The sequence below is a fragment of the Lysinibacillus sp. Ag94 genome (genome assembly GCF_023242215.1).
Classification (GTDB): Bacteria; Bacillota; Bacilli; order Bacillales_A; family Planococcaceae; genus Lysinibacillus.
On the sequence record NZ_CP096780.1, the window covers coordinates 2,148,619 to 2,161,135 of the forward strand.

Annotated in this window: 12 protein-coding genes; 6 read left to right on the top strand and 6 right to left on the bottom strand. The window is 32.5% G+C overall.

Annotated features, from left to right (window positions below; all coding sequences use genetic code 11):
• Nucleotides 1-495 precede the first annotated feature (495 nt).
• Nucleotides 496-1,092: a YpjP family protein gene (locus tag MY533_RS09875; protein WP_248718979.1), complete on the top strand. Its 597-nt coding sequence runs from the start codon at nt 496-498 to the stop codon at nt 1,090-1,092.
• Between the two features lie 155 nt (nt 1,093-1,247).
• Here MY533_RS09875 and MY533_RS09880 read toward each other — a convergent pair whose 3' ends face one another.
• The 6 genes from MY533_RS09880 to MY533_RS09905 form a co-directional block, all read right to left on the bottom strand.
• Complete coding sequence (locus MY533_RS09880) at nt 1,248-2,438, bottom strand: site-specific integrase (protein ID WP_248718980.1); 1,191 nt, start codon at nt 2,436-2,438, stop codon at nt 1,248-1,250.
• A 125-nt stretch (nt 2,439-2,563) separates the two neighbouring features.
• Nucleotides 2,564-3,034 (bottom strand): ImmA/IrrE family metallo-endopeptidase, encoded by a 471-nt coding sequence (locus tag MY533_RS09885; RefSeq protein WP_248718981.1) that lies wholly within the window; start codon nt 3,032-3,034, stop codon nt 2,564-2,566.
• An 82-nt stretch (nt 3,035-3,116) separates the two neighbouring features.
• Entirely contained in the window at nt 3,117-3,857 is a 741-nt protein-coding gene (locus MY533_RS09890; protein ID WP_248718982.1) for a hypothetical protein, read from the bottom strand.
• Entirely contained in the window at nt 3,854-4,474 is a 621-nt protein-coding gene (locus MY533_RS09895; protein ID WP_248718983.1) for a hypothetical protein, read from the bottom strand. Before MY533_RS09895 ends, MY533_RS09890 begins: the two co-directional genes overlap by 4 nt.
• On the bottom strand, nt 4,437-5,627 hold the full coding sequence (locus MY533_RS09900; RefSeq protein ID WP_248718984.1) for a hypothetical protein: 1,191 nt from the start codon (nt 5,625-5,627) through the stop codon (nt 4,437-4,439). Before MY533_RS09900 ends, MY533_RS09895 begins: the two co-directional genes overlap by 38 nt.
• A gap of 1,228 nt (nt 5,628-6,855) precedes the next feature.
• Nucleotides 6,856-7,506 (bottom strand): FusB/FusC family EF-G-binding protein, encoded by a 651-nt coding sequence (locus tag MY533_RS09905; RefSeq protein WP_132358172.1) that lies wholly within the window; start codon nt 7,504-7,506, stop codon nt 6,856-6,858.
• 399 nt (nt 7,507-7,905) lie between these two features.
• Here MY533_RS09905 and MY533_RS09910 point away from each other — a divergent pair, with 399 nt between their 5' ends.
• The 5 genes from MY533_RS09910 (at nt 7,906) to MY533_RS09930 (ending at nt 12,517) form a co-directional block, all read left to right on the top strand.
• Entirely contained in the window at nt 7,906-9,714 is a 1,809-nt protein-coding gene (locus tag MY533_RS09910; RefSeq protein ID WP_248718985.1) for a S9 family peptidase, read from the top strand.
• Between the two features lie 48 nt (nt 9,715-9,762).
• On the top strand, nt 9,763-10,398 hold the full coding sequence (locus MY533_RS09915; protein ID WP_248718986.1) for a class I SAM-dependent methyltransferase: 636 nt from the start codon (nt 9,763-9,765) through the stop codon (nt 10,396-10,398).
• Between the two features lie 12 nt (nt 10,399-10,410).
• Complete coding sequence (locus MY533_RS09920) at nt 10,411-11,382, top strand: HD domain-containing protein (RefSeq protein ID WP_248718987.1); 972 nt, start codon at nt 10,411-10,413, stop codon at nt 11,380-11,382.
• A gap of 389 nt (nt 11,383-11,771) precedes the next feature.
• The gene (locus MY533_RS09925) at nt 11,772-12,170 is read left to right on the top strand and encodes a MarR family winged helix-turn-helix transcriptional regulator (protein ID WP_248718988.1); all 399 of its coding nucleotides are present in this window, start codon (nt 11,772-11,774) and stop codon (nt 12,168-12,170) included.
• Nucleotides 12,170-12,517 carry a DUF3147 family protein gene (locus MY533_RS09930; protein WP_132358164.1) on the top strand — a complete coding sequence of 116 codons (348 nt, stop codon included), beginning with the start codon at nt 12,170-12,172 and terminating at the stop codon, nt 12,515-12,517. The genes MY533_RS09925 and MY533_RS09930 overlap by 1 nt, the downstream gene beginning before the upstream one ends.

The following is a 12,517-nucleotide window of genomic DNA, read 5'->3' on the forward strand; positions in this document are numbered from 1 at the left end:
TTCCCCAGATGATTGGGTTGAGACTTTACAATTTACGAAAAATGTTACCTATTAAATACTAAAGGGGTGGCTTCGCAAAAGCGAGGCTGCCCCTTGCCTAATTTACGGGGACTGTGAGCGGAAAAATTGGCAATCAAAGTAGAAAAGTCCGCAAGCTCGCGGACTTTCTTTGTAAAAAGGAATTGTATTAGTTCGTGAAGCATAAAGATGATAAGTAACCTAACATTAATAAAAGACCAATACCCATTGCGATTTCCATGTTTTGTACCTCCTTTTAAAAAAACGACACATTTAACCTGCATACTGTCAATAAATACCCGATTAGTTTGGGCAACAGGATGATGGTTATACAAACGTTTTCACAAGATGTGAAGTTTTTACTTTATACATAAATATTGTACAATGAATTATAGAAATATGAAACCTTTTATAGGCTTATGCGTATATATAAGTAATAGAATTACCAATTTGTACATAAAGAGAAGGTGTTAATTAATGAAGAAATGGGTTCAAAAAAGTATCGTCATTATGGTTGCGTTTTTAACTTTTGGATTAATTACGCCAACACATGAGATATGGGAAGCATTTGATCAAAATCCATCGAATCGTGCTTCTATCGGACCATCACCTGGGACAAGCACTGCAGAAGCAGCTGCTCTGCCGATAGAGACAGAAATACAAGAAGAACCGGTCGACTATAGTGCATTGCTCGTCGACGCTGCTAAAGAGCAATCTTATAAAAAATTCGGCTCAAAAATCGGCCCGAAAATTAGCAATGAGTTTGATTCCATTATCTTCCCGAAAATGGAGGAAGCCATTGCGATGACAGTAGCCAGCTTAGACAATTCATCATTAGCATCGTTAACAATTTCAGAAAAGCCAAGTGGCAACTATGGAGAAAAAATTTTCAATATTAGTAGCAATGAAACAGGAATGGATTTAATTCGCTTCCATGTCCGCACCGAAAAACGACCACAGGAAGGTTATTATTACAACTTCCACTACCATAGTGCCGAGGACGACTTTATGGCACATAACAATTTAGGGGATATATACTGGGAGAAAAACACACCTCCGAAATGGTTATCCTAAAAAAATACGAAACACTCGTTTAAAACGCGGGTGTTTTTTTGTTTGAAAACGTTGATATAACAACGTTTATAATGATTTATTGAGTTTTTATATTTACAAGTTATATGGGTAGGGGAGAGAGGAAAAACGTGAGTGCCCCAAAAAGTGCCCCAATTTCATCGTTTTTTGATTTCCTCAGATTCTTCAAATGAACTTAAATTGATAATTTCATCCATAAGATTTGAAGCGTGCACCTCATCTTTTTCAAATGAATGTGCATAAACTTTATAAATTGTTTCAGGAGTATCACCAACTAAAGCTGCAACTGTAGATACAGGGATTTTATTAGATAACTGTATCGTCACAAATGTGTGTCGTAGATAGTGAGGTGTAAAGTGAGTTATCTTTTCTCGATCACATATTAAGTCTATGATGCGTTTTAAATAGCGTTCGCCAATTGGTTCTCCAGCATATGTAATAAATACATATCCATCTGGATTCCGAAATTTATATGTTTCCATTATTTCGTCATACCATTCCCTGTAATCTAGTAAAATACTTTTGATATTTTCATTCATTGGAAATTTCCGATAACTATTTTTAGTCTTCGGTGTCCTGGATCCGTAACGATCTTTAGTTTTATTTATGTGAATTATATTGTTTTCAAAATCAATATCAGTTTCCCACTGCAAAGCCCTCAATTCGCCAACACGCATTCCTGTTAGGAATAGCAGACTTAAACATGCATAATGAGTAATTTTATATTTAGTGCGTGCGGTTTCTAATACATTTGTTATTTCATCTATGGATAGTGCGTTTCTTTTGATACTTTCAGTAGCTCTACTTAAATTAGGGGATGAAAACTTTTTTCTGTCTAAAATTTCATTTTTAATAGCAAATGTGAAAATGGCATTCATGCGTCTAAAAATTGACATAATTGTTCCTTCTTTAAAACCTTTCATTATTAATGGATCTATTAAATCTTTTTGAACAACAATATTATTTACGTTTTTTATTTTGATATGTCCAATTGAATCAGATATATATTGTCTCATTACATAATTGTGGTTTCTTTCAGTAGTTGGCTTCCAATTTGTTTTATTCGCTTCGACATAAATCTCATTTAATTGGTTCACTGTTAAATTATCATTTTCTACGAAACTCACATTTCCATCTAATATAGTAGCTTTCAGTTCAATTAATGCTCGTTCAGCTTTCTCGATTGAATCAAACCCTTGTTTTGTTTTTTCTCGTCTCACTCCTTGGCGGTCATAATATTTATATCTATATGCGAATTTTTTCTTTCCGTTCATTTTGTACCAATAGACATTATCTATTTTAGTGGTTGTCATCTTCTTACGAACCACATAGATCACTCCTTTCCGAAGCGAATGTTCTGTTTATATGTATTAAAATAATTTTCTGCGTATAGATTAAGAAATTAGCTAGTGTACCATATCAATCATCTCATATTTCAAAGGGAAATATTATGTCAATACTGCATAATTCGTTTATTGTAATATTGTGTTAAACGCCTCAATGCAAATTGGTATTCAACATTAAATAATTCCTGAAGTCTAATCACTGTTTGTGGAGAACAATCCTCTAGATGTAATTCATCTAACATAAAAGTAGGCATACAGGCGTGATACATAAAATTGTTAGCTTTATGTTCCTGGTATTCACGGAAGAGGGGAGACATATAGAATTGATCCCCGGTATGTAGTAATACATGAGCTAATTCATGACAAAACTCTTGCCATTGTTGCTGCGGGTTAAGTGATTCATCTAAGAAAATATAAGGTTTATCTTTTGCAAATAATGCTTGGCTAGGGTCTGACCAATAAAATATTTTAATTTCTAATTTTCTTGCGATTACATGAAAATTTAAAAGGGAAGGGGAAAGGGTATCCATTCGTGTGAAGAAATCCTTAATGAAATCTTCTAAGTAACTATAATGCATTTAAACACCTCATGAATAAGAATGTATGTTCTTTTTTTGTGTATAATAAAACCCTAGCTATTAAAGTAGGGTCCAAACAATATTATAAAAGCGATTTAATTAGAAGAATATTAATAATAGCATTTATAATTAAAATAAAAAGTATGATAAGAATATTTTTCTTTGTTTTAAGGAAAACTTCAAAAAGTGTCATTATTTTTTTTACATTTTTAGGTTCCTGTATATTTTGCAGATTATTGAAATAATCTACTAGATTTTTTAATTTATCAATAATAATTTCTTTATTTGCAACTTCTGTTACATCATTATTTAATAAATCTAAAAAATTATTAAGAGATTTATAGTTTTTAACTTTTTCTGAAATAATTAGATAATCATTTTTATTTAATTGAACTAGAAATTTGTCAATTATTTCGTTGGAAAGATTAGAGCATAATATTTTAAATCTCTCAGAAGTATCAGTATTATTATTTATTGTATATGCAAGTTCTTTTGAAGTTGTTGACTCGATAATTCTACATATCACTTCAATTGATTTTATATTAGCTGTGATTTCCTTATCTATAATTTGCAAAAACATATCAGATTGGCTTCTCTTGGTAATATCTTCTTTTATTTTGTTCAAATAAAAAACTATTATTGCCACAATACCCGAGAAAAATGCCCCTAATAAAGGTGGAGTAATCCTGCTGATTACTTCTGTATTATTTAAGTTAGGATAATTTGAAGTAAAAAAATCTATAAACTTGTTTGTTGCAATAATCATAATTATTAGTAAGATAAGAATTATAATACTTAAAATTCTATTAGAATAATTTTTCATGATATTGTTTTTATACCTTCAGCAAGTAAATTATCAATTTGTTGTTTAATAATGAATATTTCGGAAGTTATACTACTCAAACCATCTTCTGGATGTTTCAAGACATCAGAAACACCATAACTACTTTGAATTGTAGCCATATCTCCCCCCTTATCATCGCACAGTTTATTAGATGATAAGGAGGGTGGAGCTTTTAAATCTAAGTGTAGTTCTTCTTGTAATTCTTTGCAAATCTCAAATGTATAAGAAATGTTATTAAATAGATTATTAACACTTGGTTCAGAAAGATTTAATAATGGATGTTTACAAACAAAACATTCATAAAACTTTTCAATACTGTCTTCAAATGTAATTTCTCCGCATTCATCACATTCTAATTGATATAATTTTTTTAATAAGCCATAATTTGAAAGCGTTAGAAATAAGTTTATTGTTTTTAATGTATCTATCTTATATCTAAAAGAAAAATCTAAAGGATCAATTACAGTCGCTTTTTTCTTTACATTATTTAAGAAAAAATCTCTCAAATGAAAGTGTAAAGATTCAAACGGCATAAGTAATTTAAGGCTATCTTCAGACTCATAGATACTGCTCAAGTTCGTGTAAAAGAAACTCACTTTTCATTCTCCTCTCAGAATCTCTTCTAATGTTATTATAATAGTCTACCATATAACTTCCTTGAAATTCTCTAATTGTAACCTCTAATCCTATAAAGTTATTTGATAATGGTTTAAGTTTATAATTTTGTTTATTTATTCGAAAATACATTGAAATTTCATCTACTTTTGTATCTTCTGTTACTAGACTTTTAAGATTCCAATACAATTTTTTTCCATATATATGTTGTCTTTTTGCGTCTCTAGTAACCGATCTTGTTGTATTACCGTCATGGAATGAAAAGGCAAAAATATATCTATCTGTGAATGTCTTTGAATTTAGATTTTGAGCAACATTTTGGAAATACATATACTTAACGATTTTTAGATTAGATTCCAAGTCATCTTCAGATTTTAAATTTAATATATCTAAAATAAAGGCTTGAATGTCTATATCTAAAGTTGTTTCTGGAATTGGTAAAGAATCCTGAATAATTTCTTCAGCTTTCTTAGTCTCTGTTAAAAATAGTTGATATATTTGATTTTTAATCTCTTTCTTTGCCTTTCTCTTATATGTAACTGTAGGAGTAAGTTCTTTAACATAACCAAATATTTCTGATATTAAACTTCTGCGATTTTTTCCTGCGTTACTTCTTAACGTGTCTCTCATCTTTATAATAAATGTTTTTCTGGAAAAGTTATATTCGCAAGCAATAAAGAAAATTGTTTTTTTAGTTTCCTCATTTCTTGTAAAACCATATCTAAAAAGTAATACTAGTGAATCATCTTCTTGTCTAATTGAAACGAGTTGTAATTCTTCATATTCAGTTGATGAGTAATGTATTGGTCTATCAAGAGCATTTGTTTTATCATCAATAACATTTTTAATTCTGTTAATATTATCATCGGTTTCAAAAAAGTAAATAAAATGATTATCTGGTAGTACCCACGTCAATTCATTAAAAAGTGTCTTATCTAATTTTTCTTTATCGACAACTTCTCCATCTTTACTTTCTAATATTCTTGTTATTGTGAGAAAACTGTTATCTACAAACATATTAGTTTTCAATTTATTATATTCTTTTGCGGTTTTCCAATAACTACTTAAAGTATTATGCAAATAATCTGCTGTAAAATTTCTAAGTAGATTGCCGCTAAATGGATTAGTTATCATTTTTATAGCTCCAATTCATAGTATTGATATTTTTGTTTTGGTATGGGAATTATCAGTGAAATATGGCGTAAGTAAATATAACTATTTGTTGTTTAAAAAAATAAACATCCCAAATTTGTGTTTATACCTTAAATAAAGGATGTTTAAGAGGACAAGCTATTTAGACATGCCCTCGGTATTTAGCCTTCTTTGTATCCTTATAACGATTTAGTCATTATCGTTTTTAATAATTTCCCACATTTTCCGTAACTTCTGTAAGTCCTCTTCACGACTCTTAGGTAATTCCTTGTACCATTTTTGTAGGGTAGGGTCGTTGGCAAATGCTTGGAATGCAATTTCGTCCTTTTGAGATTCAGTAAGTGGTATAGGGTCTTCAGTATTATCAAGTAATAATCTGTTGTTGTGTTTAATGTTTTAGCTAAAAGTACAAGCATTTCATTTGAAGGAGTGCTATAAGTACATTTGGCTAAAGTAAATATAACTATAAAAATATTAAAAAATATAAAGTTTAGTTGGCTTTAATATACTTACATGTAATAATTTTATCCAAATTAATTAATAAAGGTTCTTTACATAAATTAACATCATCAGGTTTTCCAATTAATATAAACTTATTATCGATTGGATAATATATGTAATACTCTTCGTATTGAACTCCATTTTCCAATTCGATTGAAACTAAAATGGGTTTTTCTGATTTTTGTAAATTTAATCCCTCATATAAAACAAAATAAACAAAAGTAAGTTCTAAAAATGAGGTAAATATAAGGAAAGATAATGATTCATTTTTCCAAAGGATAACATTCAATTTACCGAATATAGGTAAAGTTAAAATATAAAACAAAAGAAAAGTATACTTGCGGAGATTTATTTTATTATTCAACAATATTTTATTTTCATTGAATAAATCTATATATTTCCTGCACATTAGTTCTTTTATTATAAAGGAAAGCGTGACTAAAATAATAGTGTGATACATTGCGTTGTTTGGAGAAGCATCGCTCGACTCCTGCGGGAAAGCGAGACAGACGAGACCCCGCACGAAGCGAAGCGTAGGAGGAGGCTCGGCGCTCGCCCGCGGAAAGCGAGCGGAATGCTTCGGAAAACAACAGTAGAGTCACAGTGCTAAATGAAAAAAGCGAGGTATTCAACGATTTACTCGTTTAATACCTCGCGATGTGAGAAGATATAGACTTTTTCAGTGCCCTCCAATGGAGAAGGCTTCTTTTTATTGAGTGATGCGCTCGAAAAATGCTTTTGTTTTTTCGATATCCGTAACATGCCGATTGCATGATTGGCTATCTGCGCAAATGTAATTACTATAATTCGTGAACGTTCCAACGGTTTGCCCTTTTACAGATGTAGTAAATAGGCCAACGTCGGAATGGCGATTACATATTGCACATATTCCACGAATTGTATCATTAGAGAATGTGCCTTTAATCGATTTTAGCTTGTCATCTTGTTCTAGCAAAACGTATTTTCGATGTGTTCCAGGATCATCCCAAGCTAAATAACAAATCTCCTGAAAATCAATTTCTTCAAGCTTTGGTAGTTTTAGCTTTTTTTCCTTTTTAAAAAGGCTTTTTAATGCACTGGCAGTGACTGCTTTGAATGGGATGACATATCGTTTTAATTGCTCTATATACTCATCACCTTGTGCACGATTCGTCACTTCAAAAAGCTGTTCAATCAGCTCAGCTTGCTCAGCCGACAGCGCTAATTTTGTTGTAATCTCGCTTTCAACGATACCTTGTACGGCAAGGATGACGTCCTTATCTTTCGTCGTAGCAAGGGTTAATATGATTTTATTCATTTGCTGCTCAAGTAAATGATAGTTTGCGACCGTTAAAAACGGTTGAATTGTTGGTTTTTCCATTTGAATTCACTCCTGTATTGTAGGCTTTTCATAAAGGTTTATGGCCTAAAGAGATCATTCAATAATGTTATTCGGGTTAACTTTTCTAGACCTCTTTGACCTGTAATGTGTTTGGTCTAGAGCAAGCATTACAAAAGAATGCGTCCATTTCGATTCCTCCTTGAAAAGAAAACTAGCTTTATTATAACATTTTTTTGGGAAAATATAAAATTAAAATATTCAGATATCAAAATTAAATAAATGGTATAATTATATTTATTGGGATTTCCATCATGTCGTGGGATTAATTCCCTCTGATAAGTCGATTTGGATGTAGATGGTTAAAACGCTATCACAGGAAAAGGGATGGAAACCTTTGTACTGTTACCAGAGAAAAATTTTAAGAAAAGAGGAATGTTTATGATTCAGTTTGAAAAGATGAACACAAAGCATTTTTTGCAAAACTTAACGGTAAGTGATTTTGCGATTAGTCCTAATGAAAAGCAGATGGTATTAAGTACGAATTTTAATGGATATTTTAATCTTTGGGGAATGGATTTAGAGAAAAAGTTTCCGTATCAAATGACTTTTCATAATCAAACTTCGGATTTTATTAAATATTCGAAAACAGGTGAATTCCTTTTAGTTGGATTTGATAAAGATGGTGATGAAAATAGTCAAATTTATGCAATTCCACCTGAGGGAGGAAGCCTAGTACCAATTCGCTATAAAGAGGGAGAACGTCATTTCTATGGACATTTGACTGATGATGGTAGACATCTTTATTATTCAACTACAGCTGGAAATTCAACATATTTAAATAGTTTAGTTTATGACATTGAGAGTGAAGAAGAAAAGTTACTGATTGAGGGTAGTGATGCACCTACTTTTATCGCTACAGTTAGCCCAGAGGAAAAATCATATGTTTATATTAAACAGTATGGAAATACGCATTCCCTAGCATATGTACAAATTGATGGTGAGGAAGTATTGCTCACGCCATTAACGGATAAGCAGCATACAGTTTCTGATGTTGTATATACTTCTGAAATGGAAATTTATTTTTTAACAGATTACGATGAAGATTTTAGCTATTTAGCAAAATTTGATATTCAGTCGAAACAATTTACAAAGTTGCTTCAATTAGAAAAAGAAAGCTTTACAAGTATTTATTATTCAAAAGAAGAGCAAGCATTATATATTGTCGGTTCCTATGGTGTAGAGGATCGGCTTTATCGGTATACAATTGTAGATGGAAAAAATGAAAAACTCGAAACACCTGTTGATATTATTGAAAAAATGGTTATTATGCCAAGCGGACATTTATATTTGCTTGGAAAATCGGCTACGAAGCCAAATAATATTTTTGTTTCAAAGGCAATGGGAAGCTCATGGTTAGAGGTAACTCACTATAGAGTACCGGGTGTTCGAGATGAGGATTTGGTAGAACCTGAAGTGCTTCGTTATCCATCGTTTGATGGTTTGGAAATTGAGGCACTGTTGTTCAAGGCAAAGGAAGAAAATTCGAATGGCCATGTTATTTTATGGCCACATGGTGGTCCGCAAGCAATTGAACGCAAATCATTTCGACCGATGTTCCAATTTCTTGTTACCCAGGGATACTCTATTTTTGCACCAAATTTTAGAGGCTCATCGAACTATGGCCTAGATTTTAAGAAAATGGTTGAGGGAGATTGGGGTCATGGCCCACGTCTTGATAATACTACTGGGATTGATTGGCTTATTGAGAAGGGCTATGCTGATCGTGATAAAATGCTGCTTTTAGGTGGCAGCTATGGTGGCTATATGGCACTGCTATTACATGGTCGCCATGCTGATTACTTTAAAGCAGTTGTCGATATTTTTGGCCCAAGTAATCTGTTTTCATTTATTGAGTCTGTCCCGGATTTTTGGGCACCATATATGAAGCAATGGATAGGAGATCCAGAGAAAGACAAGGAAAGATTAACAGCCGATTCGCCAATTACGTATTTAGATGGTATGACGAAACCTATGTTAGTCATTCAAGGAGCGAACGATCCACGTGTCGTGCAAAAGGAATCTGACCAAATTGTTGCTGCTTTAAAAGATAAGGGGCGAGAAGTGGAATATATTGTGCTAGAAGATGAGGGTCATGGATTCACGAAAAAGGCGAATGAAATTTACGTGTATGAGAAAATACTCGAATTCTTTAATGCACATATCCAATTAAAAACGGGGGCTTTTTAATTTTTTTCCTATCAAAGACGAATCGATGGAAAACATAGGAGGACTATTATGCTACTAAATCAACAAGGATTTAATTTATGGGCTGATGGTTATGATAAAACGGTTCAGCTAAGTGAAGAAAGCCATCAATATCCATTTGCAGGATATAAAGCAGTGTTAAATATGATTTTTAATGAGGTCATGTCCATTCCAAATTCAACTGTATTAGACATTGGATTTGGGACAGGGGTATTAACGGCAAAGCTTTATGATAATGGTCATACGATCAATGGACTCGATTTCTCCTCGAAAATGATCAAAATCGCCAAAGAAAAAATGCCTGAGGCAAACTTAATGGAGTGGGATTTAGCACAAGGGCTGCCATCAGAGCTCCTTCGTCAAAAATATGACGTTATTATTAGCACCTACGCGCTTCATCATTTTACCGATGAAATGAAAGTGCACTACATTACAGCGCTATTGCAGCAACTAACACCTGCAGGCAAAATTTTTATCGGCGATATCGCGTTTGAATCAAGAAAGCAGCTTGAAAAATGTCGTCAAGACAGTATTGATTATTGGGATGATGATGAATTTTATTTTGTCCACGAGGAAATTAGCGCCTTATTAAAAGGAGTATGCCAATTAGATTTTTATCCAATCTCGCATTGTGGTGGAGTTTTTGTACTTTCGAATTTTGCATAGGAAGATGCTTACATGATTATTTCTGATTATTTATATGGTGAATTCGAAATAGATGATGTGTTAGCGGAACTTCTTTTGAGTAAGCCGATGCAAAGATTGAAGGGGATTCATCAAGGTGGGGCAAGTTATCTTGTAAATAGCCGATGGAATGTAACGCGTTATGAGCATTCGGTTGGTGTCATGCTATTAATTAAACAGTTAGGCGGCTCTTTAGAGGAGCAGATTGCAGGTTTATTGCACGATGTTTCGCATACAGCCTTTTCGCATGTTATTGATTTCGTCCTTGAAAATAAAGCTGAAGATTATCATGAAGAAATATTTAACGAGGTTATTCATAAATCAGAAATTCCTAATATTCTTAAAAAGTATAACCTTGATTATGAACAGCTACTTTTAAATGCTGCGACTTGGCATTTACTCGAACAACCAGCTCCTGATTTATGTGCAGATCGAGTAGATTATACTTTAAGAGATATGTACACATATGGGAAAGCCTCATTTGAAGAAATACAAAAATTTTTAGATGATATTATTATTTATCAAGGGAAGATGTGTCTTAAAAGTATAAAAAGTGCAGAATGGTTTGTGAAAACATATTATCAAGAAGTACTTGATTTCTTTATGGATCCGTTAAATATTTATGCTTATCATAAACTTTCACAAACATTAAAGTTAGCATTAGATAAAAAGATTATTACACTCGCTGATTTTCTTAAGGAAGATGAAGAACTAATTGTATTGTTGAAATCTTCAAATGATAGGCAAGTACAGTGCCTTTTAAAACAGCTTCATCCTAATGTCACAGTGAAGGTAGATCAAATAGAATTTGATATTTATCAAAAGAATAAAACTAGACATATCAATCCTTTGCTTTACGATGAGAATCGATTAATAAGGGCAAGCGAAGTATCTGAAAATGTTAGAAAAATGAATGCTGCTGCTGAAGAAAAATTTCAACAGGGTGTGTTTGTGAAAATTATATAAGTTTATCGATAAATTAGCACTTTTTCGGTAGAACAAGAAAGGGGCGGTGTCAGTAGACAGCCCCTTTTTTTATGCTAACAGCTTTGAAAGTACCACTTGTAGCACTTATACTGGCTAGGGGCGAACTCTTTGAAAATTTATGCAAAGGAACGACTTTAGACAATTATATTGCTTTGTCTAGCTATCTTTGTGGAGCATGAATTTGGAACCCCTTTTCTTTTTACAGCTATTCCGATCATCTATGCAAAATGGTTTACAAAAAATTTCGTAACCATTTGAGTGTAATCTAGATTAAAAAACTGAAAATATAAAATTTTAGATATCCCTTTTAATATATCGTTCGTTTCGATATAATCTATTTAGACGATATATTAAAAGGAGTAAATTTAATGATTAAAGAATTAAATAACTATTTTACATCAATTTATTACCATCTACATACAACGCATGAAGAGTCTATTTCGCATCAAAGCGTACGTATTTTACAGATGATTCACAAGGAAGATGAAGTAACTGTCCGTGATATTGCTGAGTTGCTGAATATTTCTCAAAACACAGCGTCAGAACATATAAAAAAGCTAGAGCGTAATGGCTGGGTGAAAAAGGAGCGATATATTGAAGATCAACGCAAAGTATATCTACATCTTACAACGGAAGGGCTTCACATCTTAAAGAAAAACGCAGAGTTAGATGATGACAAACTACAATATGCACTAAAGCAGCTGTCAGAAGAACAACAGCAAACAATTTTACAGGCATTTCGTCTATTAAGCGAGGTGTCTAAATAATGTACACATTAGTAAAAATTCTTTGCTCTGCAGCCGTAATTGGTATTGTTACAGAGGTTGCTAGAAGATTTCCTTCCTATGGCGGTATTATTGCCGCACTACCGCTTGTCAGTATTTTAAGTATCATTTGGCTTACTGTGCAAAGCGAGTCGAGTGAACATATTCAGCGCTTTACGGTTGGAGTAATCGTTGGACTACCAGCTACAATGTTTATGCTATTTGTTATTTATATGGCGATGAAATCATCGATCCATATCGTGTTTGCCATTGGACTAGGAATTGCTTCGTGGGCAGTATTTCTAGGTGTTCAAAAAGCCATTGCTAGTGTATTTAATTTTTCAATTTAG

What these genes read in the sequence shown, in the direction of transcription:
- MY533_RS09900 (WP_248718984.1), bottom strand. Translation starts at nt 5,627, where the DNA reads ATGATAACTAATCCATTTAGCGGCAATCTACTTAGAAATTTTACAGCA.
- MY533_RS09885 (WP_248718981.1), bottom strand. Translation starts at nt 3,034, where the DNA reads ATGCATTATAGTTACTTAGAAGATTTCATTAAGGATTTCTTCACACGA.
- MY533_RS09925 (WP_248718988.1), top strand. Translation starts at nt 11,772, where the DNA reads ATGATTAAAGAATTAAATAACTATTTTACATCAATTTATTACCATCTA.
- MY533_RS09905 (WP_132358172.1), bottom strand. Translation starts at nt 7,506, where the DNA reads ATGGAAAAACCAACAATTCAACCGTTTTTAACGGTCGCAAACTATCAT.
- MY533_RS09915 (WP_248718986.1), top strand. Translation starts at nt 9,763, where the DNA reads ATGCTACTAAATCAACAAGGATTTAATTTATGGGCTGATGGTTATGAT.
- MY533_RS09910 (WP_248718985.1), top strand. Translation starts at nt 7,906, where the DNA reads ATGATTCAGTTTGAAAAGATGAACACAAAGCATTTTTTGCAAAACTTA.
- MY533_RS09920 (WP_248718987.1), top strand. Translation starts at nt 10,411, where the DNA reads ATGATTATTTCTGATTATTTATATGGTGAATTCGAAATAGATGATGTG.
- MY533_RS09890 (WP_248718982.1), bottom strand. Translation starts at nt 3,857, where the DNA reads ATGAAAAATTATTCTAATAGAATTTTAAGTATTATAATTCTTATCTTA.
- MY533_RS09875 (WP_248718979.1), top strand. Translation starts at nt 496, where the DNA reads ATGAAGAAATGGGTTCAAAAAAGTATCGTCATTATGGTTGCGTTTTTA.
- MY533_RS09930 (WP_132358164.1), top strand. Translation starts at nt 12,170, where the DNA reads ATGTACACATTAGTAAAAATTCTTTGCTCTGCAGCCGTAATTGGTATT.